Raw genomic sequence first — 23,298 nt, 5'->3', positions numbered from 1 at the left:
GCACTGAGGACTAGTTAGCGGCCGGCCCATCGTGCTCGTCGGAGCCGGCCTCTGTGGCTGCTACAAGTAGTTCGGGGCGGAGGAGCACGGGGATGCCTTCGTCGATGCTGTAGTGCACCGGATTTCCTGTGCTATCGGTCACCGCGGAGACCAGGAATTCTCCCTCCTGGGCCAGCCTTGAGCCGGTCACGGGGCAGCGGAGCACGGCGAGCAGATCGGGTGATAAAGGGCTCATGAACCAAGACTATCGCGGGCGCGGGTGCTGACAGAACTGCGGTTTGTTCCGGCGGCGGTCCGGGTGGCCTATTGTTCGCGGAGGATGCGCAGGTGCCCTCGGCGCGCACCGCCGGCGTTGGCAGGCGGTTCGAGTGATCCTTTGCTGCCCCGCACCGCTGGGCCGGTGTCCTGGCCGCGATCGGTGGCTGCCTCCCGGACCGCGTTGACCAGGGCGACGAGGTCGTCGGGATGCGGTGCGGGCGGCGTTGACGGCAGCGCCAGTCGCACCACCTCCCACCCCCTCGGCACGGTGAGCCGCTCCGCATGGGTGGTACACAGATCGTAACAATGGGGTTCCGCGTAAGTCGCCAGCGGACCGAGCACTGCGGTGGAATCGGAGTACACGAAGGTGAGCGTCGCGACGGCGGCGCGCTGACAGGCTGAGCGCGAACAAGTTCGAAGGGATCCCACGACTGATCACCCTACCGGCTCGGGCGCTGGAGAGCGGGGATCACGAGCCGGGCCCGCGCGCCGTCGGGCCTGCAGCCGTGCACCGTCGGGCGTGCAGCCGTGCACCGTCGGGCGTGCAGCCGTGCACCGTCGGGCGTGGAGACCTTGCAATGGGTACCAACAGGTGCCAATGGGTTTAGAGTCAATACATGCGGGACAGTTCAACATTTTCGGTGCGGCTGACCGACCCGGCTGCTGGCGCGGGGAGCGCCCCTCCTGGCCCACGCTACAGCCGCCGCCGGAGGAACAGGCACGGCCGCGGTCTTCGCGGCCCAATAATACCTTCTCATCTTCCCGGCTCGCGCAGCAGGGCTGAGCGGTTCGACGATTGGGTAATGGAATCGGCTCAGCGGCTGGAACGCCTGTGGGGTGAGCGCATTCTCGATCTTCAAATGGTGGTGCAGGATATCCCCGCCAACCTTGAGACCATGACCGCCGAGTCGCTGCGTGGAGTGCTTGGCACATCAATCCCGGGGGCGCCGAACCGGCCGCCCACCATTATCATCTACCGGCATCTGGTGGAGCTTGCTGCCGGCGGTTTCATTCCACCCAATGAACTGGTTCACGATGTCGTGGTGGAACAGACTGCCGAGCTGCTGGGGATGGCCCCGGAGGCTGTTGATCCTGCCTACGGTCGGTCCCGGGCCTGACCGGGCTCAGGGGCTCGGGGGGGGGGGACGATCAGTACCCCAGGTTGACCGCTACGCTCGATTGTCCGGCGCTGCCGGGAGGCAGTGAGGTCACCGAAATGCCAGGGTTGCTGTCAATCTGGTGCACCTGCGCCCCGTAGACAGGGTCCCCCGAGGCCCCAATCAGGACCGCCACCACGTCGTCACCAAGGTCCGCGGCGGCCACTGTGACAGTGGTTCCGCCTGCCACGCTGACCGCCTGTTCGCTCTGCAGTGTCCCGTCCCCTGCCACCGGGGTCAGCTGAACCTCGGACCGGCCTGAGGGTGCCCCGAACGTGAGGGCGCCTCGTGACCCGCCCGGGAACACCGCCACCTGGGTATTGCCCAACCGGACACCGGAGGGCGCGAAACCGAAATCGACCGACTCCCCGGCTTCGGTGCCACGGTTCACCCGTGCCGACGCCGAAATGAGAACATCGGAGGCGATTTCGACCGTGTAGTCACCGGCGGGAAGGGTATCCAGTGACACGCCTGTTACTGTGCCAGCGGCGGCGGTGAGCACTCCCCCGTCGGGAAGGTCCACCTCGCCACCCGAACCGTACACCCTGACATTGAGCACTGCGCCAGTGCTGCCCGGCACCACTACCTGGACGGCTGGAACGGCCGTCTCGTAGCCATCCTGGGCGCTGACCTCGTCGGCAATGTCCTTGTCCTGGACCCGCACTCCGGGAATGACCTGGGTGCTCGATGCGGGTGCGGCTGGTTGGAGGAGCTCCACACCCCCGGGTGTGAGTTCGCGCAGCACACTCTGCTGGATACTCCCGGTGACCCGCCCGCCGTCGCTCAACACCCGAACGGCCAGCTGGTCCTGATCGGTGGCGAGACCTGCCAGCACAATCGACTCCGTGCCGCCGGGCGCGATCAGCAATCCTCTGGTTCCGCCGGCTTCGATGGGTCCGTTGGTCCCGTGCAGCTCAAGGTCTACGGTGGCTGGCGTTCCTGACGGGTTGGAGAGGTTGAGGACCGCTGTCGCTCCCACCGTGGTGGACGTTCCGAGGATCCAGAAGTCGCTGCCCGGCGCGGTGCAGTGGCCGACAGCAAGACCGCCCAGATCGCCGTCGGTGGCGCTGTAGCTGAAAACCGCGCCGGAGGTGGCAGGCAGGCCACCCACGGGCTGGGCTGAAAAGACGCTTGACCCATCGATTGACTGGTCCTCAAGCACCCCGGCAGCCCGGGTGGTCAGGCCATCCTCGTTGCTCACCGATTCGGGAGCCGGGTCGTCGCCGGCTTCGTCTGTGGCGATGGTGGCCAGCGGCTCGGCGCCACCGAGGGGGGTCAACGCACTGCCAGGCAACGTGCCACCAAGGCTACCGAGCACCATGGCACTGACCGTGGTGCTCGCGGTCTCGGACACTGGACTGAATTCTGGGTCGGCGAGGGCTGCGTCGCTCTCCAGCAGGCGTGGCGCGGCCGGACACACGGCGGTGTAGTCGCCCGCTGGCACCCCGGCCACCGGAATGGGGAACTGCGCTGACGCTTCCGTCGGCTTCAGAAGGGCGGTGCCCGTCACGACGGTGCCGCTGGCACCAATCAGGAGAACCCCGGCTCCGATGCCCACTACCCGACGGAGCGCTGAGGTCGGCCGTCGTTTGGTTCTGGGCCGCGCGGTGGGCGTTTCTTCAGCTTGTGGTTCAGTCATGATCTGCCCCTTCCACTGAGGATCGATTCGTTGGGTGGTGTCAGGTCGGTTGGTGGGTCCACCGGAGAGGGGTCAGCCGGAGATGGGTGAGGTGGACGGTCGCTGACGATGTCCGCCGGGCTGTCCGTCTCGTTTGTTCCGACTGTTTCGACAGTGGGCGGTGGAATCAGCACTGCTGGCTGACCGCGGCGACCGGGATAGGCCCTCACGAAACGGGCCCGCGATGGCATGGGGATGGCCAGCATGACAGTGAGTCCAATGATGATGGCCGAACCAATCGCCGCCCAGGGCTCCCAGGCCGTCATGTAACGGACCTCGAGGCTACCGCCATCGGGTGGCAGGACGAAGGCCTGGGACCAGCCGGATGGCGCGGGCTCCAGGGCACGCCCGTCAAGCGTAGCCTGCCAGCCGGCGTCGGCCCGTTCGGCGAGAACGAGGCTGCGTTCGGCAGTCCCGGCCGGAAGGTCTGCGCCAACATTGATCGACTCGGATTCGAGCACCGTGGCAGTGGTCCCGTCAGGATCGACAATCCGAGCGCGGGCGCCCGCCGCAATACCTTCGGCGGCAGCGTCGACAGTACCCGCGTCGTCGTCGGCGTTGGCAGCGCCCTCCGTGGTGGTGGTCGGGACGACTCGCCACAGCCATCCTGACGTGGTGTTGCCTACCGCCACGAGCCCTGGCACCGCGTCGATCTGTGCCGCGAGGACCTCGGCGGCAGAGTCGGATTGCTGCAGTACAACGAATCCGACGCCCAGCTGTCCCAGTTCCTCCCGCGGGTCGTAACCCGTGCCGGCGACGATCACTGCGACGGTGCTGCGGATAGCTGCGGTAGCTTCGTCATCGTTACGCACCTCAGCCGAACCCAGCGGACCGTAAAGGCCACTGGCTGAGTAGATCTGCGACAGCTGGTCGAGCGTCGTTCCGCCGTTGCGCATCAGGGCAGCACTGACATTGTTGTCGCCGTCGACGTTCATGACCAGCGATTTGGTGCGTTCCGGGCTGTTTCCGCGGTCGGCGGCGGTGGCGGGGAGGGTGCGTTCGGCGCTCGGCGCGAGGAGGAGGTCGGTGCCGAACCGGGTGCCGGGAATCTGCGCTGCGGCCGGATCCGTTGCTGCGGCGGTTGCGGCCGGCGGGCCCGCGATATCGGCGGGAGAGGGGACCGCCCACAGACCAAGGCTGACGGCCGGACCGATCCCCAGGACGACGGCGGCAGCCACCAGGGCGGGGCGGCTCCGCCGTCGAGAAGCGGAGCCGTCAGTCAGTGCGCGGGTAGCGGTGCGGGCCTGATCTGCGGCGCGTGCACGGTGGACGGCAAGGGCCTTGTCGCCACCAATGACTGCTGCGCCGGCGATCGCCAGCATGAGCACTGACACCAGGGGTCCGGTGAACGGTGTGATCAGCGCTGAGGATCCCACCGCAACCGTTACGAAGGACAACGCTGTGGCGAGCAGCAGCGCGGTGAGGCCCAGTAGCCACAGTCCTCGGGCCATCGCGGTGCCTCGGCCCGGGATGAACAGGGCAGCGGCGGCCAGAAGAATGGCGGGCCCACCCACCAGCACCGCGGCAGCCAAGGCCCACGGACCGTCGGGAAGGAACGGGAGGGCAGCGAGGGGCGCCATCGGATCGAAGGCTACCGGATAGCCCAGCATCTGCTGCCACAGTTCGGCGCCCACGAAGGGGACCGGGACGCCAGGGTCCGCAAGGACGGCGCGTAGCCGATCGGCAGTCGAGCCGATAAAGGGAATAAACAGGGCCAGCGGGGGAAGGAGTGACCACCACAACGTTTTGGCCCGGCGGCGGAGGAGCAACATCGCGCCGAGCACTGCCACCACAAGCAGGGGAAGCAGAGACGGCGCTCCAGCAGTAATCACTGCGAGCAGAAGACCCGCCGTTGCGGCGGCGGTCCAGCTCGGTACACCGTTGATTCCTGGCTTGAGCATCAGGTCGACAGGTCGACGGCGGTGATGCGCCTCGTCGTGGTGGTGCTCGCCGGAAGGCATGGACACGTCCGCCGGGAATGCGCTGGCGCCGGCCTGACGCTGGGGTCCCAGCTGGGGCGCCCTCGCCGCGCCAACCGCACGCAGCAGGGCCAGGCCTGCCAGCGGTAGTAGCACGTGGGCAAGGAGGGCGCCGAGTCGGCCGCTGCCCAGGGCTACCTGAAGGGTCGGCACTGCGGCCCAGAAGAAGGCACTCCAGAACCGTAGTCCCCGGCTCCGGGTCAGCGCCCCGGCGGCGAACCACGCGGACTGTCCGGCCAGGGGCAGCGCGAGGAGGGTAAGGGTAACCAGTACCGCGTTGCCGTTGCCCAGCCCGAGCGCGGCCAGTAGCCAGAGCACGTACCCGAACGGATCACCGTGGCCGGGCATCCCCGACCCGAGGGTGATCCACCAGGTTGACGCGTTGGCCCAGATGTCCACCATGCTCGCGGACACCGGTAGCAGCGACCCACCGGCCAGGGCTGGCGCTCCAACAAACCGGTAAAGCCCGATCAGTGAGACTGCGGTGAGGGCCAGACCCCCCGCCACAGCACCGAGTCCCACCCAGGTGCGCGATGGCGCGGCGAGGGAACTGAAATCTTCGGCGGCGTCGCCGGATGGGATATAGGCGCTCTGCTCATCGGCAATCGCCGAGTCGCTGAGGTGGCCCTCAGCGGAGAACGCGTCAAGCACCGACCGCCGGTGGGACCAGACCTCGCGGCGCGGCGTCCGCAGCGCGCGGACTACGCTGCGTGGACGTTTCCTGGTGGCGACGGCCCGGCGCCGGGACTTGAACAGGTCCACCGGACGCAGTACTGCGGCGATGCTGGCAACGAGCTGGCTAAAGCCGTAGCCGGGGTCCTTGGCGAGCAGCCCCAGCACGAGTCGGCCAAAGCCGCCGATCACTGCGCCCACGGCCAGGAAGGGCACCTTCCACAGCGTCGCGTGTTTCAGCCGAAGGTAAACCTCGGCCTTCCGGGCGGCGCGCTGGGCAGCCGTGGGGCGTGTGCGTGGGCCAGCGTGCCGCACGACGGCACTCGGCACCACCACGACGCGGTGCCCGGCCAGCCGGTTGCGCCAGCAGAAGTCGACGTCGTCACCGGTGCCGGGAAGCGCAGGATCGAATCCCTCGAGGGCGTCCCACACGTCGCGGCGGATCAGCATGCCCGCGGAGTTGACGGCGAAGACGTCGCTGCGCGAGTCGTACTGGCCCTGATCGAGTTCGTCGACGTCGATGAGCGTTAGCCGTTCGGCCCATCGGCTGATGGACAGGCCGACGTCGACCACCTTTCGGCGGTTATCCCACTCCACCTGCTTTGACCCGGCGACGGTGACGGAGGGAGCGCGTTCGACGGCGAGGAGGAGTTCGTCGAGGGCGTTGGGTTCGGGCGCCGAATCATCGTGGAGCAACCAGATCCACTCGTGGGCGGTGTCCTCCCCGGTGGGCCGGTTTCGTGCGGGAATTTCGGCGAGGCCCACACGCGCTGCTGCGCCGAACCCGGCGCGTGAGGCAGACCCAACCACTGGACTGCCGACGGGTAGCTCCAACTGCAGGATCGACGCTGAGTCGTCAGTGGACCCGGCGTCGACACCAATCATCAGGTTGGGCTGGTGCTGCTGGGCGCGGAGCGCGGCGAGAGTTGCTGAAAGAAAAGCAGAGCCGTTGTGGGCTACCACAACGGCCGTGACCCGGGGGTGCTGGAGAATTAGACCGCTCGCTTTCGTAGCCGGCGCCGCTCGCGCTCGGACAGCCCGCCCCAGATGCCGAAACGCTCGTCGTTGGCGAGGGCATACTCAAGGCACTGCGAGCGCACATTGCAGGCGCCGCAGACCTTCTTGGCGTCGCGGGTTGAACCGCCCTTCTCAGGGAAGAACGCTTCGGGGTCGGTCTGCGCGCAGAGCGAATCGGCCTGCCAGCCGAGCTCACCTTCGTCGTCGAAGTCCTGGCCGATACCAGGCAGACCAATCCACACCGTCTGATCGCTGCGCCCGGGCACTTGCCTGGCCGGCGACGAAACGCGCTCGGGCGTCAATAGTGCGGAAGGAGTCGACTCGACTGCCTCCGCGGGGAGGTCGGCCAGTGCCTCATGGGTAGTGAGGAAAGCGGTGGCTTGTTCCTCTAACGAGCTTTCGGTGCTCTGCCGGTACCGTTCGGCGGCGTCCGGGTCAGCCGGATCAACGAACCAGTCGCTCGGAACGCCGCGTGATCCGTAGCGGGCAGACGCCTGTGCCTCGATGGTTGTGCGGTCGTGGACCTTCTTTACCTGTCCCATGTCAGCCCTCCCGGTGTTGCCGCTCCAGCAGCTGCTGTGGTGGATTCAGGCACGACTGCTGAGCAAAAGATGTTTGCGAGAGGCAATGCGGCCCAAGTATCCGGTGTGCTGGAACTTTCCGATATCTAATTACACGCGTGTAATACGTGTTCAGTCAAGCGCTGGGGGGAATCTTATAGAGTAATTTCCAGGGAACCCGTTCACGCCACGCTGAGAGTTTCTCACCACGGCGGCGGCGTGTCCCCTGTGACGCGGGCGAATCCCCTGCATTGGGATTCTTCACCAAAATCGGCAGCAAATTAAAGTCATCTGGAAGGCATCAACCGGTCATGGATCCATTAACCGCAGTCCCCCAACTCATGAATCAGCTCCGCACCCTGAGCCCATCGGAACCCCGCCTGATCTGGTACGGGCCGGAGAGCGAGCGGATTGAACTGTCCGGCCGCGTCCTCGACAACTGGGTTGCCAAGACCTCCAACCTGCTGGTCGAGGAACTGGATGCGAGACCGGGCACCCGGGTTGCGCTGGAACTGCCCGGTCATTGGAAGACCCTGGTGTGGGCGTTGGCTTGCTGGCAGGTTGGGGCAGTCCCGGTTGATGGTGCGTCGGGATCCGGCCGGACAGCGGACATTGTGGTCAGCTCAGCGGCTACCGCGACCGCTGCTGACCCGTCCCAACTTATGGTGTTGGTGGCTCTGGGCGCGCTCGACCTCAAATGGTCGGGCATCCTCCCCGCCGGTGCAGTTGATTACGCCGCGGAGGTGCGTAGCTATGGGGATGAGTTCTTCGACCTACCGCCAGCCGATGCTTCCCGTCCGGCGGTGGAGCAAGAAAGTGGAGACCTCAGCATGGCGGTGCTTTTTGACCGCGCTGCCGCCTGCGGGTGGACTGCGGGCGGCGTGCTGCTGGTTTCTGCGGAGCTGGCGCTTGAGACCACCCTCGCGGCGGCAGTGCATGCCTGGAATACCGGGGGGACCCTGATTGTCGCCCACCCGAGTGTTGCCTTATCAGCGCAGCTGGTGGCCAGCGAACGGGTTACTGATCGCGTGGGAGCGTAGGTTCGGTCGTAGCGGGGTCCAGCGAGCCGGCCAGCCTGGGTCCTGCCTGCGCTCCAGTTGACGCGGTGACTGGGCCCTCGTCGGCTCGGGAGTCGGGGTGGCCGAACAGTTCCCGGTCGTGGCTGAACGCCGGATCCTCGTCCAGCTCGGCATTGAACACCCAGAACCGGTAGGCGACGAAACGTAGGACCGTCGCGAGCACCGTGCCGACGATTCCAGCGAAAAACAGTGTGGGCCGGTCAGTGATGTCCATTGGATATTTGGCGATCCACACGCACCCTGCGGCGATCCCCATTCCGATGAGGTTGATGAGCACGAACATGCCAAGTTCGCGGACCGGGTTCGGCTGCCGACGGCGCCTGAAAGTCCAGTAGCGGTTGGCTATCCAGGCGAAAACCGTCGCTACCGACGCCGAGACGAATCTCGCCTTCACCTCGCTGTCAGACATGGGCCCGTGGATCAGATACCAGAACAACCCGTTGTCGATGACGAAGGCGACACCGCCGACGGCACCGAACTTGGCGACCTCGCGCCAAAACAGGGAGGCCAGGCCTCTGATGCGCTCTGCCATCGTGGAAAACATGACCCTCCGCGGTCCGGTTGCCTGTCCGAATTCACCGTGATTGCGGACGTGCAACCCCGAATGTAGTGCCACCATGCTCCGTGCATAACGACCAGTGAGACATTTTAGCTGCCCAGCATGGGAGTTTCCTAGAAACCGCCCGGCGCAGGCACAGCATGCCAGCGCACCGCCGGGCAGTAGGTACCCTGAGTACGTGACTTTTCCTGTAATCGGTGTGATTGGCGGCGGCCAACTGGCTCGCATGATGGCCTCCCCCGCTGTCCAGCTCGGCTTCACCCTCCGCGTCCTCGCCGAAGGCCCCAAGGTGTCGGCGGTGGCGGCTGTTGCCTCGTCAACGGTGGGCGACTACCGCAACCTGGACGACCTGCGCGCGTTTGCCCGAGGCGTTGATGTGCTGACCTTCGACCACGAGCACGTGCCCGGCGACCTCCTTAGGGCGCTGCAGGCGGACGGCGTCAATGTGCAGCCACCTCCAGAGGCACTGGCACACGCGCAGGACAAGATTGTCATGCGCCGCGCCATTGATCGGCTGGGCCTGCCGAACCCGGAATGGGCTGAGGTCTCGACGATCGGGGAACTGCGCGCGTTTGGCAACAGGATCGGCTGGCCGATCGTGTTGAAGACCCCCCGCGGCGGATACGACGGTAAGGGAGTGATGATGCTCGAGACTCAAGCCGACGCGGCACGCGCCGCCCCCTGGTTCCAGGGCAGCCCCCTGCTCGCCGAGGCTAAAGTTCGATTTAGCCGCGAACTTTCGGCCCTGGTGGCTCGCACTCCGTCAGGCGCCACCCGCGCCTGGCCGGTGGTGCACTCCATCCAAGTTGACGGGGTGTGCGACGAGGTGATCGCGCCCGCCGCTGACCTCCCCACGGAGCTTGCGGCGTCGATTGGCAACGCCGCACTCAGGATCGCCGACCAGCTCGGGGTCACCGGCGTGATGGCCGTCGAACTGTTCCAGACGCCCGACACCGAGCCAGGCTACCTGATCAACGAGTTGGCCATGCGGCCCCACAATTCAGGTCACTGGACCATGGACGGCTCGGTGACGGGCCAGTTCGAGCAGCACCTGCGCGCAATCCTCGACCTGCCGCTAGGCAGCACCGCCATGCTCGGAACAGTGACAGTGATGAAGAACTATCTTGGCGGCGCCAACGCCGACCTTTTTAGTGCCTATCCGACGGCGCTGGCCGCCGAACCCGAAGCGAAGATCCACGCCTACGGCAAGGATGTGCGTCCGGGCCGCAAAATTGGGCACGTCACCGCCGTAGCCCTGACCGGCGAAAGTCTTGACACCGTCCGTGACCGGGCGGAACGAACTGCTGCCATCCTTCGTGATGGGCACAACGGCACAGAGCTCCGGAAGGACAACGCGTGAACCACCCACTGGTAGGACTAGTGATGGGGTCCGACTCGGACTGGCCCGTCATGGAAGCAGCGGCCCAGGCGCTGACGGAGTTTGGGGTCCCCTTCGAAGCCGACGTCGTCTCAGCGCACCGGATGCCCACCGAGATGATCGAATATGGCCAGCAGGCCCAGGCGCGGGGGCTACGCGTCATCATCGCGGGTGCCGGCGGAGCCGCGCACCTCCCCGGAATGCTGGCCTCCGTCACTACCCTGCCCGTCATCGGCGTACCGGTGCCGCTAAATTACCTCGATGGCATGGACTCCCTGCTGTCCATCGTCCAGATGCCCGCCGGCGTTCCGGTCGCCGCAGTCTCCATTGGAGGCGCACGCAACGCGGGGCTCCTCGCGGTGCGGATGCTCGCTGCCGGCGAGGGCACCCTCGCCGAACGCCTTCACGGTGACCTCCTCGACTTCGCTGTGAGTCTGCGGGAAAGCGCTGTGCAGAAGGGCGCCTCTCTTCGTGCCCAAGCGGCCACCCCCGGGGGGAGCAGCGTATGAGCCATATCCCCCGCCCAGAGGGGCAGTGGTTGTTGACTGACCCGGTTCGTTACCCGCAGTCGGCTACCCCAAAGATCCGCACCAAGCGCGCCTTCGTCCTCCTGCTGCTGACCCTGGTGCTGCCCGGCTCGGCGCAGATTGTTGCCGGCGATCGCCGCCTGGGCCGGCGCGCTCTGCTCGTGACGTTCAGCGCCTGGCTGGCCATTGCGGTAGCCGCCGTCGTCGCCTTCACCAACCGCAGCGTGCTGGTGGGTCTGGTGACCCACCAGTGGTGGTCGCTGGTGCTCATTATTGTGCTGTTGGTGCTCGCCGCGTCCTGGGCCCTTCTGTTCCTTAACAGCCTGCGCATCATCAAACCGCCCCTGCTGGAGCGGTCAATGCGCCCGGTGGTCGCCGGGGCGCTGGTCACCCTCATGGTGGTCACCAGCGGGTCCCTCGCCTACGGCGCCTATCTGCTCAACGTCAGCCGCGGCACCTTCGGCTCGATTTTCCAGACCGGCCCAGCGTTTGAACCCGTGGATGGGCGGTACAACTTCCTGCTCATGGGCGGCGACGCCGGGGAAGACCGCACCGGGCGACGACCCGACAGCATCTCGGTGATCAGCGTCGACGCGGCAACCGGCGCGGCTGTGACGTTCAGCATTCCGCGGAACTTCCAGAACGCACCGTTCACCGAAGATTCACCCCTATGGGAGGTCTACCCTGAGGGGTACAACTGCGGCGACGAATGCATCGTGAACAGTCTCTACCCGGTCGTCGCCCAGGACCATCCCGACCTCTACCCGGACTCGGATGACCCGGGGGCGGAGGCCATGATGGACGCCGCGGGCGGCATCCTGGGTCTTGAAGTTCAGGCCTACATCCTCGTGGACATGGAAGGCTTTTCCCAGGTGATCGACGCCATGGGTGGGATCACTATCGACGCCGGTGGGTGGGTTCCCATCACCGCCGCAGAGATTCCTGGGACCGACCCCATCCGACACTATCCACCGTCCGGATGGATCGCCCCCGGGGTCCAGACACTCGACGGCTACCAGGCGCTCTGGTACGCACGGTCACGCGAGTTCGTTACCGACTACCACCGGATTGCCCGACAGCAGTGCGTGCAGCAGGCAATGATCGCCCAGCTGGACCCCGCCACCGTGCTGACCCGGTTCCAGGACCTGGCCAGCGCTGGCGCCGATATCGTCGAAACTGATATTCCGCTGGACCAGCTGGGAAGTTTCGTGGATCTTGCGTTGAAAGCCAAGGATCACGAAACCCGTCGCCTGACCATCGGTCCACCCGATTTCGGCACTCCCGCCGACAACTTCGTCACCTATCCGGTGTTCGAGGAGATCCACGCCAAGGTGCGGCAGACGCTCGCCGAAACCACCGGCCCTGAATCCGCCGCTGCAGCGCCAGCTTCCGCTGTTTTGGACGAGCCAGCCATGGTGCAGGTTTTCCAGCCGACGCCGCTACCCGGCACCGTCCCAGGGCAGGTGACCGAGCCTGAGATCACCGAAGAGTACCTTCAGCAGTTGGCTACCATCGGAGACATCGCAACGTTGAGCACCGTGTTGGATAACAACGGTGAATGCAGTCCCGCCTAAGGAAACGAGTCCCATGTATCTGCTGGAGAACACCCTGCGGCCCTACGCCTGGGGATCCGAAACCGCGATTGCCGAACTTCTCGGCCGGGTTCCCTCCGGCGGCCCCGAAGCAGAACTGTGGATGGGCGCCCACCCGGACTCCCCGTCGCGGGCCGTGCTCGACGACGGCACCCGCGTAAACCTCGACCACCTGATCGCCTCCGATCCGGTGCGGACGCTCGGTGCCTCAGCGGTACAGCACTTCGGTGCACGGCTGCCGTTCCTGCTCAAGGTACTCGCTGCCGCAGCGCCGCTGTCCCTGCAGGTGCATCCGAGCAGCTCCCAGGCAAGGGCAGGGTTCGACGCCGAAAACGCTGCCGGGCTTCCCGCTGATGCTCCCCACCGGAATTACCGTGACGGGTCCCACAAGCCGGAAATGATCTTCGCGCTCACCACGTTCGAAGCGTTGTGCGGTTTCCGGCCGGCACCCGAAGCGGCGGCGGTGTTTGAGCAGCTGGTAGCGGCTGTCCAGGCCTCGGGAGCCAGTGTCCCCCAACTGCTGACCGACGTCGTGGCTGACCTCCGTGATTCAGACCCGCGCGCGGCACTGCGTGGCGCCTTCACCCGCCTGCTGACCGGTGGGGAAGCTGCGGCGCAGGCGGCGGAGCTGGTTGCCGCAACCCTCGCGACCGCACCTGGTCCAGAGGCGGCGACGGTCCGCGAGTTGACCGAGCATTACCCCGCCGATCCCGGGGTGCTGGTGTCCCTGTTGTTGAACCGGGTGTCGTTGAGTCCGGGCCAGGCCATCTACCTGCCCGCCGGGATCATCCACGCCTATCTGAGTGGTCTGGGGATTGAGGTGATGGCGTCGTCGGACAATGTGCTGCGTGGCGGGCTCACACCCAAGCACATCGACGTGCCGGAACTGGTGAATACGGTGACTTTCGAGGCGGTGACAGTGCCGGCGGTCGCGGCACGCCACACCGGGCTAGGCCAAGAACTGTACTGCCCGCCCTTCGACGAGTTCGCCCTGCAGCGCCTCGAGCTGCGCTCCGGATCGGGGTCGATGGCGTCGTCCGACGTACCGTTGGCCCAGAACGGGCCGGTCCTAGTCCTTGCCGTCGCCGGCAGCATCGTCCTCGACTCTCCCCGCGGCGACCTCCTGGTGCCGCGCGGCTGCAGCGCCTTCGTTCCAGCCAATGAGGCCCCAGTCATGGTCAAGCTTGCCGCCGGTACCGGCCCCGAGTCCGACCAGGACGACGACGGCGCCCTCGCGTTCGCGGTAACCCTCGCCGGCTGACCCCCAGGCGGCACGCCCCGGCCCGGCGTTCCGGCGTCCCGGCCCTCCGGCGTCCCGGCCCAGAAAAGTAGCTGGCCCGCAAATGAGTGGTTGCCCAACCACGTGTTTCCACCTTGGCCACCACTCTGCGGCCGACACTCACCCCCGCCACTGCTTTGCCTCACACCGGCGGGTCACACCGGTGGTCCGTGCCTCCGCCGGGTTTCCCTAAGATAGACGGGTGACTGCTTCCCTCGTGGCGAAGGACCTCTCTGGAGGTCACGCCCACCGCACCCTCTTCTCCGGCTTGAACCTGACCGTGGCGCCGGGCGACGTCGTCGGCGTCGTTGGCGCCAACGGTGCTGGCAAGTCGACCCTGCTCAGGCTCCTCGCCGGCGCCGATACTCCGCTGGGCGGCTCCGTGACCACCACCCCCGCCGACGCGTTTGTCGGCTGGCTACCGCAGGAACAGGACCGGCTGCCCGACGAGACGATCGAGGGCTACCTCGGCCGCCACACGGGGACGACCGCGGCCACCGCGGCGATGGAGGCCGCAGCCGAAGCGCTGGCCTCAGGCACCAGCGCCGCCAACGACGCCTATGGGACGGCGCTGGACCACTGGATGGCGTGCGGGGCAGCCGATCTTGTCGACCGTATCCCGCCCGTCCTGGCTGAACTCGGGCTGACGCTGGGCCTGGACACCGCGATGACCGGGCTGTCGGGCGGCCAGGCGGCCAGGGTTGCCCTCGCCGCGCTGCTGCTGAGCCGGTTCGATATCGTCCTGCTGGATGAGCCCACCAATGACCTCGATCTGGCCGGTCTGGACCGTCTTGAGGAGTTTGTGCGGAGCCTGCGCGGCGGCGTCGTCCTGGTGTCGCACGACCGCGAGTTCCTGGCCCGCTGCATCACTACGGTGGTGGAACTCGATCTGGCGCAGCGCAGCGTTGCCGTGTACGACGGCGGGTATGACGCGTTCCTCGAGGAGCGGGCTGTGGCGAAGCGCCATGCCCGGGAGGCGTACGAGGAGTTTGCCGACAAGAAAGCGGATCTGGTCGGCCGTGCCCGGACCCAGCGGGAGTGGAGCTCCCAGGGTGTCAGGAATGCGATGAAAAAGGCTCCCGACAATGACAAGATCCGGCGCCGGGCCAGCATGGAATCCTCCGAGAAGCAGGCGCAGAAGGTCAGACAGATGGAGTCGCGGATTTCACGCCTCGATGAGGTTGCCGAACCGCGCAAGGAATGGCAACTCCAGTTCAGCATCGGCGCCGCCCCGAGGTCCAGTTCGGTGGTCGCTACCCTGAACGGGGCGACGGTCAGGCGGGGCGCTTTCACGCTCGGCCCGGTGTCCCTGCAGGTCAACGCAGGTGACCGGATCGGGATTACCGGACCTAACGGCGCGGGGAAGTCCACCCTGCTCGCCCTGCTGCTGGGCCAGTTGGTGCCCGACGACGGCGGGGCGGGGCTCGGCGCAAGTGTCGCCGTCGGGGAAATCGATCAGGCCCGCGGCGTGTTTGCGGAGACCGAACCGCTCGGTGATTCATTCGAGGCGCTGGTGCCCAGCCTGAACCGGGCCGAGGTCCGCACATTGCTCGCCAAGTTTGGGCTCAAAGCCGATCAGGTCAGCGGGCCGGTGGGCAGCCTCTCCCCCGGCGAGCGCACCCGCGCCGCGCTGGCACTTTTGCAGGTCCGGGGAGTGAACCTGCTGGTGCTTGACGAGCCGACCAACCACCTCGACCTGCCTGCGATTGAGCAGCTGGAAGAGGCGCTGGAGAACTACGACGGCGCCCTGCTCCTGGTCTCGCATGACCGCCGTCTGCTCGAAAATGTGCGGCTGGACATGCGGTGGAGCGTTGAGGGTGGACGGGTCAGCGCCAGCTGACCTAGGACCGCCCGGGCACCTTCGACCTCAGCTTCGCGACAGTGTTCTGGGCGAACCTCAGCCCGTCGCGGGCCAGGGGCATGGCGCGGGAATACAGCGGGTACAGCGGCGAGAGGGGTTTATCCCAGGTGCCAGCCAACTGGTTTTCGTGTTTTGCCCAGCCCATCTTGAACTTCGAGACGCCGTCGTTCAGTAGCCCATTGAAGTCGTAGCGCACTGCGCCGCGTTCCTTCATCGCTTGGACGGCCAGCCACTTCAAGGCGTAGTTGGCCCGTAGCTGTTCGCCCTCGGCGGTCATTCCGCCATAGAGCTCGAAGACCGTGTGAGCACTGGTCGACAGCCACAGGAACGCGACGACGTCGTCGCCCTTGAACGCGGCGAACACCGGCGACGCAGCGCCGAGATTGTCGAAGATGTCCAGGTAGTAGCGGTCCTCGTGGATGCCGAACCCGGCCCGCTCAGCCGTCTGCCGGTACACTCCAAGACATTGGGTCAGCTCGGAACGGGTCACCTCGCGGTAATCGAGGTCCTCCCGACCGGATTTCCTGATGTACTGGCGGTGCTTTTTGCTCATCTCGGCCAGCAGCTCGTCCTCGGTGTGGGTGAGGTCGAGGATGAGGGTCCGGCCAATCAGGATGGTGTTCCCGGTGCTGCGCCACCCGGCGGGGGCGAGCGCCGACACCGCGGCGGTGGTTGTTTCCCAGTCCGGTTCAATGCTCAACGCCACCGCGCGGTGTGCCTGGCGGACGTAAACCTCAAGCGCCCGCAGCACCTCGGCCTCGCGCCCGGATGCGGTGTGGGGACCGCGCGGACAGTAGGCCAACGCACGGAACGGCAAGGGCAGCTTCCGGAGTAGCACCTGCGCGCAGCCCACGAGGACGCCATCGTCCTGGACCAGGACCCGGTCGACGCTCCAGCCGTGGGAGGCCTTGGTTTTGCCCCAGCCCCAGAGCTGCTGGGGGTGCCCCCGCAAGGCGTTGACGGCGGCGTCCCAGCGGGACTCGTCGGTGCACTGCACAACAGTAAGGGTCATGCACCCAACCCTAGCGTTGATCGCGGGCCACCTTCGGCGACCTCTGTGCAGCGCTTCGTGCACCGCTATGTCAGGCGGGCTACTTCAGGCGGGCATAGCTTTCCCATTTGTGGGCCTGGTGCTCGCCGTCAACCACGCGGATGGTCCCGGACTTGGACCTCATCACGATGGACTGGGTGCGCACGGTGCCCTTGTTGTAACGCACCCCGCGGACCAGGTCGCCGTCGGTGATGCCGGTCGCCGCGAAGTAGCAGTTGTCGCTAGTGACCAGGTCGGAGGTGGACATCACCCGGTCGAGATCGTGGCCGGCGTCGATCGCTTTCTGCTTTTCCTCGTCGCTGGTGGGCCACAGCCTGCCCTGGATGACACCGCCCAGGGATTTGATGGCGCAGGCCGCGACGATTCCCTCCGGGGTGCCACCGATCCCCATCAGGGCGTCTACGTCGGTGCCCTCGCGGGCGGCAGCGATGGCCCCGGCGACGTCGCCGTCCATGATGAACTTGGTGCGCGCACCGGCGGCACGGATCTCGTCGACCAGGGGACGGTGGCGGTCGCGGTCGAGGATCATCACCGTGACCTGGTTGACCGACTTGCCCTTGGCCTTGGCGATCAGGTGCAGGTTCTGCTTGACCGGGAGGCGCAGGTCAACCATGTCGGCTGCCTCGGGACCGGTCACGAGTTTCTCCATGTAAAAGACAGCCGACGGATCAAACATGGTGCCGCGCTCGGCGACGGCGAGGACTGCGATGGCGTTGTTGATGCCCAGGGCCGCCAGGCGGGTACCATCAATGGGGTCCACGGCGACGTCGCATTCAGGTCCGCTGCCGTCACCGACCCGCTCGCCGTTGTACAGCATTGGAGCCTCGTCCTTCTCGCCCTCACCGATGACCACGACGCCGTTGAAGTGGACCGTCGACAGCAGCGAGCGCATGGCGTCGACTGCCGCACCGTCGGCCTTGTTCTTGTCGCCGTATCCCACCCAGTGCCCGCCGGCGATGGCTGCGGCCTCGGTGACGCGGACCAGCTCCAGCGCCAGATTGCGGTCCGGCTCGTCGTCGCCAACCGCCAGTGAGCGGGAGAGCGTTGCATACTGGGCTGATTTGGCGGTATTGGACACGTCAATCCTCATCGTCGAAGCGGTGCTGTGCCATTGCTGGCGAAAGCTGTGGGACTAATCCCCTGCGCCCCATCATAGTGGCCCTCATGCACGGAACGATGTGGGCGGGCGGGGCCCGTTTAGGTGGGCGCCCCGGGTGTGGTGGAAAATGGAGGGGTGAGCAACCTCCAGCCCGGATCATCAGAAAGACCCGTCGACGGCGAGCCGCGTCCGGCGACCGGCGAGCAGAGCGACACCGGCCAACAGCCCGGCTCCGAGCCGCAGGTGACGCCGGTCCTGACCCCGAAGCAGGCAAAGCGGGCCAATTCGACAGTCATCGGCATGCTGATCGCGATTGCCGCCACGTTTGGGCTGGTCCTGCCGGTCCTACTCCTGAATCCCACCCACACTGCGGAGACCTACGCTCGGGACATCGACGTGCAGAACGTCTCGGCCGAGGCTGCTGAAATTGCCGGGTACACTCCGTTGGCGCCGGAGCTTCCGGCGGGCTGGACCTCAAACTTCGCTCGCTGGAACGCTGGGGGCAGCGACGGCGTACCGTTCTGGGAGGTAGGCTACCTCACCCCTGAACGGCAGTTCATCCAGCTCACCCAGACCGACAGCGCCAACCCCACGTGGACGGCCCAGCGGCTCGACGACGCCCAGGTCTCCGGGCAACGCACCATCAAAACCGTTGACTGGGAGTTATTGGATAGTTCATCGGGAGACTCATTCCTGACCACTGAGGTCGATGACTTCACCCTGATCCTCAACGGGACAGCCGATCTCGCCGAGTTCGATGTGCTGGGCACCGCGATCCTCGAGGAACTCGCTGCGTCATAGGCTCCGGCAACGGGACTAAACCGGCGTAAGGTGGGCCCGTGGACAACCAATCGACTCCTGCCCAGGCCTGGCAGCGACTCCGCGAAGGAAACCTGCGGTTCGTTTCCGGGGAATCGTCGCACCCCAATCAGGACGCCCTGCACCGCGCCTCGCTGGTCGACACCCAGCACCCCTTCGCCGTCATCTTCGGTTGTTCGGATTCCCGGCTGGCAGCGGAGATCATTTTCGACCTCGGCCTCGGGGATGTGTTCGTGGTGCGCACCGCGGGTCAGGTGATCGATGACGCCGTCCTGGGATCCCTTGAATTCAGTGTCAGCGTGTTGAACGTCCCGCTGATCGTGGTGCTTGGACATGACCGCTGCGGGGCTGTCTCCGCAACGATCAACGCGCTCGACTCCGGAGTGATGCCCGTAGGCTTCCTGCGTGAACTGGTGGAGCGGATCACTCCGTCGGTCCTCACCTCCCGGCGCAACGGAGTCACCGACCTCAACGCCACCGTCGTTGAGCACATCAAGCAGACCTCCAAGCGCATGGTTGATTCCTCGCGGGTCATCGCCGACGCCGTCGAGCAGGGTTCAACTGCTGTGATAGGCGTCACCTACCGGCTGCAGGACGGCACAGCCGAAATCGTCTCCGGATTTGGCGCCTCGTAGCCCCACCAGCAAGAATTGGCGCATGACTCACACGCCAGGATCCGACGCCGACTTCCGTATCGAACACGACACGATGGGTGAGGTCCGGGTTCCGGTCAACGCCCTGTACCGGGCGCAGACGCAGCGCGCAGTGGAGAACTTCCCGATCTCCGGCACCCGTCTGGAGCGGGCGCACATCGAGGCGCTGGCCCGGATCAAGAAGGCCGCCGCCACGGCCAACGCCGAACTGGGGGTGCTCGACGGTGAGCGGGCCCGCGCGATTGAGGCTGCGGCCGAAGAGGTGGCGCAGGGACTGTACGACGGCGATTTCCCGGTCGACATCTACCAGACGGGCTCCGGCACGTCGTCGAACATGAACATCAACGAGGTCATCGCTACGCTGGCCAGCCGGGCCCTGACCGCCGCCGGCAGCGAAACCTCGGTCCACCCGAACGATCACGTCAACGCCTCCCAATCCTCCAACGACGTCTTCCCGACGTCGGTCCACGTCGCTGCGGCGTCCGCGCTGACCAAGGACCTCATCCCAGCCCTCGAACATTTGGCGGCGTCCCTTGAGCGCAAAGCCGACGAGTTCAAGAGTGTAGTGAAATCAGGTCGCACCCACCTGATGGATGCCACACCGGTCACCCTGGGCCAGGAATTCGGCGGATACGCCGCCCAGATTCGATACGGCGTCGAACGCATCACAGCCTCCCTCCCCCGGGTCGCCGAGGTGCCGTTAGGCGGCACCGCCGTCGGCACCGGCATCAACACGCCGGCAGGGTTCCCGGCTCGGGTCATCGAGTTGCTGGCCAGCGACACCGGACTGCCCCTGACCGAGGCCCGCGACCATTTTGAGGCCCAGGCAAACCGCGACGGCCTGGTCGAGGTGTCGGGGATGCTGCGCACCATCGCCGTGTCCCTGACCAAAATCAACAATGACCTGCGCTGGCTCGGTTCCGGCCCCAACACCGGTCTCGGCGAGATTGCCCTGCCCGATCTGCAGCCGGGTTCGTCCATCATGCCGGGCAAGGTCAACCCGGTCATCTGCGAAGCGGTCATCATGGTGTGCGCCCAGGTGATGGGCAATGACGCCACCGTGGCCATCTCGGGAACCAACGGTGCCTTCGAGCTGAACGTCGGCATCCCCGTCATCGCCCGCAACGTGCTGGAATCAGTGCGGCTGCTCAGCACCTCCACCCGGGTGATGGCCGACAAGATGATTGACGGGATTACCGCCAACGAGGAGCGGGCGAGGTTCCTGGCCGAGGCTTCCCCCTCGATCGTCACCCCGCTGAACAAGTACATCGGCTACGAGAATGCGGCGAAGATCGCCAAGAAGGCTGTCGCCGAGGGGCTGACGGTCAGGGAAGCAGTCGTCGCCCTCGGGTTCGTTGAGCGCGGAGAACTCACTGAGCAGCAGCTCGATGAATCCCTCGACGTGCTGTCCATGACCCGCCCGCCACAGTAGGTACCCAGGCGCAGTAGCCGCCGTGGTTCAGGAAAGGCTTGTGCAGAGTTAGGCGGTCGGCCCAACTCTGGCTCGGCGAGCGTTACTGGTTTCCCACGCGTCGCCAGCTCGTCGGTCCACCTCCCGCGGATGTATCCGGTAAACGTCCCTTTCAGGCTCCCGTGTAGTACAGCCCGTTGTGGATTCACTGAAAGCTGTACTATGGGGTGATGGAGCTACCCGTACATTCTTTGGTGCTGTCCAGGTTCGGTCATGCGCTGTCCGATCCGACCCGGTCCAGGATCCTACTCGCGCTGCGGGACGCTCCGGCTTACCCGAGCGACCTCGCAGACACGCTGGGGGTGAGCCGACAGGGTCTCTCCAATCACCTGGCCTGTTTGCGGGGATGTGGTTTGGTGGTGGCCGTTCCGGAGGGACGCCGGGCACGCTATGAGCTGGCGGATTCAAGACTGGACAGTGCCCTCACCGCCCTGCTGGCAGTGGTGTTGACTACCGATCCGGAGCATTGTATGAACAACCCCGCTGAAGGGTGCTGCTGATGAGTCTGCCGGAGCCCCCTGCTGCCAACTGGCCCGATTCGGCCCGTCGGGCAAAGCTTTCGCGTCGCATCCGCCTCTTCGTTGCCGCAACGATCACCTACAACGTCATTGAAGCCGGGGTGGCGATCACTGCCGGAACAGCAGCGTCCTCCGGGGCCCTGATCGCGTTCGGCCTCGACTCAATTGTCGAGGTGGCATCCGCCGTAGCGGTGGCCTGGCAGTTCTCCGCCAAGGATCCCGGAACACGCGAGAAAACCGCGCTGCGGGTGATCGCATTCTCCTTCTTCGCGCTGGCCCTCTTCGTTGGGTTCGACGCGGTCCGCGCCCTCACTGTCGGGGCGGAAGCTGACCACTCAACTGTCGGGATCGCACTTGCCGCGGTGAGCCTGGGGATCATGCCTTTGCTGTCCTACCTTCAACGCCGTGCCGGCCGCGAGCTCGGGTCAAAGTCAGCGGTCGCGGATTCCAGACAAACGCTGCTGTGCTCCTACCTTTCCGGGGTGTTGCTGGCCGGACTTCTCCTGAATTCCCTTTTTGGTTGGTCGTGGGCGGATCCGATCGCCGCATTGGTCATCGCGTTCTGGGCGGTCAAGGAAGGCCGGGAAGCGTGGAAGGGTGATGCCTGTTGCGTTAACCCACTGGGCCGCGCCGATACCGACGAGACGCCCGAAACAGTCACAGTAGCTGACTGCTCCTGCTGCCCCTGATCACTCCCTCAATCGGCTCGCGGATCTGCGAAAATTCACCTGCCTTCGCCCGCGTCGTGGCATGACCACGCCAAACAGGGGGGTGAACCCAGGCGCTTCCCGCAGCCCCGGGGTTCACAGAGGGTGGATTTGGCGTGTTCTCGGAAGAGGATTTTGACCGTCTCATGGTCATCAAGCAGATGAAGTCTCTGGAATTCTCCCTTGAGGAAATGGCCGACATACTCAGCCTCCTGGCAACACCTGACACCTCAGGTATGGGTGGCAGGTTGGCTGGGTTCCTGGAGGGAGCCGTGAACCAACGGGCCAAGATGGCCCGTAACCTGGCCCAGGCTGACGAGTTTATTCAAAGGCTCAGCGTCCAGTCCTGATCGATTGCGGACGCGTGCACGCCAGCTAACGAACGAAGTGCGGCACGCCGTCGGCGGCGAGCGCAGACTCGACGAGCTGCCGGTGTCTGTCGTTCAGCTCCGGGAGCTCGTCCAGGGTGAACCAGCCGACGTCGGTGGATTCGTCGTCGTTCACGCATGCAACACCCGCCACATACCGGCAGCTGAAGTCGGTGTTGAGGAAGGTGCACACGTCCCCGTTGGGGAAGGTGACCGGCCCCACCACCTCCACCCGGATCAGGTGCTCGACCCGCGCCGTCACGCCGGTCTCCTCGAAGATTTCGCGCACAATGCCGGGCCCCGGTTCCTCGCCCGGCTCCAGGATGCCGGTGATGACCGTCCATTGCCCGTTGTCGGTGCGCTTCCCCAGCAGCACCCGGCCGTCGTCGTCGAGCACCACACCGCCGACGCCGGGAAGCCAGAGCGGCTCGTGTCCAATTTTCCTGCGGAGGGACAGAATGAAGTCGGGGATGGGCATGGGTTCAGCCTAGCGAGGGCAGGGCCATCCCGAGCGCAGCCCCCGCAATCATGACCGGACCGAACGGAATCGCCGACGTGAGCGTGCCACGACGAGAACCGATCAGAATGAGCCCCCAGAGCGCACCAAGCCCGAACGCGGCAATCGTCGCCCACAGCAGCTGGCTCCAGCCGACGAACCCCAGGTAGAGCCCCAGCAGGCCGGCGAGCTTCACGTCGCCGAATCCCATCCCCGCGGGATATAGCGCGCGCACCAGGAAGTACGCCAGCCAGAGCACTACTGCTCCCCCAATCATAGTGAGCACCCTGGCTCCGTCCCCGGCCAGCAGGGCGGCCACCCCGAGCAGCAGCCCGGCAACCGGGTAGGCCGGGAAGATGATCCGGTTCGGCAGCAGGTGACTCCGGATGTCAATGACGCCCAGCCACACGCCGGCCACCCCGAAGGCGGCCAGCGCCAGCACAACGAGCACCGCGGCCACCGGGCTGTCCGCGAGATACCTGACGAGGATGTCGGTCATGGGATCAACGGTAGTTGACCC

The 23,298-nt window shown here is 65.9% G+C and carries 23 protein-coding genes; 13 read left to right on the top strand and 10 right to left on the bottom strand.

Annotated elements, in window-relative coordinates; genetic code table 11:
- Positions 1–10 precede the first annotated feature (10 nt).
- Together ACX80O_RS12430 and ACX80O_RS12425 are read right to left on the bottom strand one after the other, a co-directional pair.
- Positions 11–235 (bottom strand): Trm112 family protein, encoded by a 225-nt coding sequence (locus ACX80O_RS12430; protein WP_459304942.1) that lies wholly within the window; start codon positions 233–235, stop codon positions 11–13.
- Positions 236–303: 68 nt separating this feature from the next.
- Entirely contained in the window at positions 304–687 is a 384-nt protein-coding gene (locus ACX80O_RS12425) for a DUF3499 domain-containing protein (protein WP_459333634.1), read from the bottom strand.
- Positions 688–1,061: 374 nt separating this feature from the next.
- Here ACX80O_RS12425 and ACX80O_RS12420 point away from each other — a divergent pair, with 374 nt between their 5' ends.
- The gene (locus ACX80O_RS12420) at positions 1,062–1,376 is read left to right on the top strand and encodes a metallopeptidase family protein (RefSeq protein WP_459304944.1); all 315 of its coding nucleotides are present in this window, start codon (positions 1,062–1,064) and stop codon (positions 1,374–1,376) included.
- 31 nt (positions 1,377–1,407) lie between these two features.
- Here the strand turns inward: ACX80O_RS12420 and ACX80O_RS12415 are convergent, their stop codons facing one another.
- Genes ACX80O_RS12415 through ACX80O_RS12405 form a run of 3 tightly spaced genes read right to left on the bottom strand, consistent with a single transcriptional unit; the run spans position 1,408 to position 7,303 of the window.
- Positions 1,408–3,054: a DUF5719 family protein gene (locus tag ACX80O_RS12415; RefSeq protein ID WP_459333633.1), complete on the bottom strand. Its 1,647-nt coding sequence runs from the start codon at positions 3,052–3,054 to the stop codon at positions 1,408–1,410.
- Positions 3,051–6,707 carry a glycosyltransferase gene (locus tag ACX80O_RS12410; protein WP_459333632.1) on the bottom strand — a complete coding sequence of 1,219 codons (3,657 nt, stop codon included), beginning with the start codon at positions 6,705–6,707 and terminating at the stop codon, positions 3,051–3,053. The genes ACX80O_RS12415 and ACX80O_RS12410 overlap by 4 nt, the downstream gene beginning before the upstream one ends.
- A gap of 29 nt (positions 6,708–6,736) precedes the next feature.
- Complete coding sequence (locus ACX80O_RS12405) at positions 6,737–7,303, bottom strand: WhiB family transcriptional regulator (RefSeq protein ID WP_459333631.1); 567 nt, start codon at positions 7,301–7,303, stop codon at positions 6,737–6,739.
- A gap of 329 nt (positions 7,304–7,632) precedes the next feature.
- Here ACX80O_RS12405 and ACX80O_RS12400 point away from each other — a divergent pair, with 329 nt between their 5' ends.
- Positions 7,633–8,361 (top strand): TIGR03089 family protein, encoded by a 729-nt coding sequence (locus ACX80O_RS12400; RefSeq protein WP_459304948.1) that lies wholly within the window; start codon positions 7,633–7,635, stop codon positions 8,359–8,361.
- Here ACX80O_RS12400 and ACX80O_RS12395 read toward each other — a convergent pair.
- Entirely contained in the window at positions 8,339–8,944 is a 606-nt protein-coding gene (locus ACX80O_RS12395) for a GtrA family protein (RefSeq protein WP_459305332.1), read from the bottom strand. The genes ACX80O_RS12400 and ACX80O_RS12395 overlap by 23 nt on opposite strands.
- A gap of 193 nt (positions 8,945–9,137) precedes the next feature.
- On the opposite strand from ACX80O_RS12395, the gene ACX80O_RS12390 reads away from it, so the two are divergent.
- From ACX80O_RS12390 to ACX80O_RS12370, 5 genes are all read left to right on the top strand, one after another.
- Entirely contained in the window at positions 9,138–10,319 is a 1,182-nt protein-coding gene (locus ACX80O_RS12390; RefSeq protein WP_459333630.1) for a 5-(carboxyamino)imidazole ribonucleotide synthase, read from the top strand.
- A 23-nt stretch (positions 10,320–10,342) separates the two neighbouring features.
- The gene (gene purE, locus ACX80O_RS12385) at positions 10,343–10,846 is read left to right on the top strand and encodes a 5-(carboxyamino)imidazole ribonucleotide mutase (RefSeq protein ID WP_459305333.1); all 504 of its coding nucleotides are present in this window, start codon (positions 10,343–10,345) and stop codon (positions 10,844–10,846) included.
- Positions 10,843–12,438, top strand: a complete 1,596-nt coding sequence (locus ACX80O_RS12380) for an LCP family protein (protein ID WP_459333629.1) — start codon at positions 10,843–10,845, stop codon at positions 12,436–12,438. Before purE ends, ACX80O_RS12380 begins: the two co-directional genes overlap by 4 nt.
- A 13-nt stretch (positions 12,439–12,451) precedes the next feature.
- Positions 12,452–13,717, top strand: coding sequence for a mannose-6-phosphate isomerase, class I (gene manA, locus ACX80O_RS12375; RefSeq protein WP_459304951.1), 1,266 nt, complete (start codon positions 12,452–12,454; stop codon positions 13,715–13,717).
- A 220-nt stretch (positions 13,718–13,937) separates the two neighbouring features.
- Complete coding sequence (locus ACX80O_RS12370) at positions 13,938–15,575, top strand: ABC-F family ATP-binding cassette domain-containing protein (RefSeq protein WP_459333628.1); 1,638 nt, start codon at positions 13,938–13,940, stop codon at positions 15,573–15,575.
- Position 15,576: 1 nt separating this feature from the next.
- Here the strand turns inward: ACX80O_RS12370 and ACX80O_RS12365 are convergent, their stop codons facing one another.
- Both ACX80O_RS12365 and glpX read right to left on the bottom strand, forming a co-directional pair.
- Complete coding sequence (locus tag ACX80O_RS12365; RefSeq protein ID WP_459304953.1) at positions 15,577–16,608, bottom strand: lipid II:glycine glycyltransferase FemX; 1,032 nt, start codon at positions 16,606–16,608, stop codon at positions 15,577–15,579.
- Positions 16,609–16,687: 79 nt separating this feature from the next.
- Positions 16,688–17,737: a class II fructose-bisphosphatase gene (gene glpX, locus ACX80O_RS12360; RefSeq protein ID WP_459304954.1), complete on the bottom strand. Its 1,050-nt coding sequence runs from the start codon at positions 17,735–17,737 to the stop codon at positions 16,688–16,690.
- 144 nt (positions 17,738–17,881) lie between these two features.
- Between glpX and ACX80O_RS12355 the strand changes: the two genes are divergently transcribed.
- The 6 genes from ACX80O_RS12355 (at position 17,882) to ACX80O_RS12330 (ending at position 22,264) form a co-directional block, all read left to right on the top strand.
- Positions 17,882–18,547 carry a DUF4245 domain-containing protein gene (locus tag ACX80O_RS12355; protein ID WP_459333627.1) on the top strand — a complete coding sequence of 222 codons (666 nt, stop codon included), beginning with the start codon at positions 17,882–17,884 and terminating at the stop codon, positions 18,545–18,547.
- A 38-nt stretch (positions 18,548–18,585) separates the two neighbouring features.
- The gene (locus tag ACX80O_RS12350) at positions 18,586–19,200 is read left to right on the top strand and encodes a carbonic anhydrase (protein WP_459304956.1); all 615 of its coding nucleotides are present in this window, start codon (positions 18,586–18,588) and stop codon (positions 19,198–19,200) included.
- 22 nt (positions 19,201–19,222) lie between these two features.
- Positions 19,223–20,650 (top strand): class II fumarate hydratase, encoded by a 1,428-nt coding sequence (locus ACX80O_RS12345; RefSeq protein WP_459304957.1) that lies wholly within the window; start codon positions 19,223–19,225, stop codon positions 20,648–20,650.
- 209 nt (positions 20,651–20,859) lie between these two features.
- Positions 20,860–21,189: an ArsR/SmtB family transcription factor gene (locus tag ACX80O_RS12340; RefSeq protein ID WP_459333626.1), complete on the top strand. Its 330-nt coding sequence runs from the start codon at positions 20,860–20,862 to the stop codon at positions 21,187–21,189.
- Positions 21,189–21,896, top strand: a complete 708-nt coding sequence (locus ACX80O_RS12335) for a cation efflux transmembrane domain-containing protein (RefSeq protein ID WP_459333625.1) — start codon at positions 21,189–21,191, stop codon at positions 21,894–21,896. Before ACX80O_RS12340 ends, ACX80O_RS12335 begins: the two co-directional genes overlap by 1 nt.
- Positions 21,897–22,060: 164 nt before the next feature.
- Positions 22,061–22,264: a hypothetical protein gene (locus ACX80O_RS12330; protein ID WP_459333624.1), complete on the top strand. Its 204-nt coding sequence runs from the start codon at positions 22,061–22,063 to the stop codon at positions 22,262–22,264.
- 25 nt (positions 22,265–22,289) lie between these two features.
- Here ACX80O_RS12330 and ACX80O_RS12325 read toward each other — a convergent pair whose 3' ends face one another.
- Together ACX80O_RS12325 and ACX80O_RS12320 are read right to left on the bottom strand one after the other, a co-directional pair.
- Positions 22,290–22,760, bottom strand: a complete 471-nt coding sequence (locus tag ACX80O_RS12325) for an NUDIX hydrolase (RefSeq protein ID WP_459304960.1) — start codon at positions 22,758–22,760, stop codon at positions 22,290–22,292.
- A gap of 4 nt (positions 22,761–22,764) precedes the next feature.
- Positions 22,765–23,277, bottom strand: a complete 513-nt coding sequence (locus ACX80O_RS12320; RefSeq protein ID WP_459333623.1) for a prepilin peptidase — start codon at positions 23,275–23,277, stop codon at positions 22,765–22,767.
- Positions 23,278–23,298: the final 21 nt, after the last annotated feature.

This window comes from Arthrobacter glycogeni, from assembly GCF_054511155.1.
Note: the sequence above shows the minus strand (reverse complement) of the source record. Positions and strands in the feature narration are given on the sequence as shown.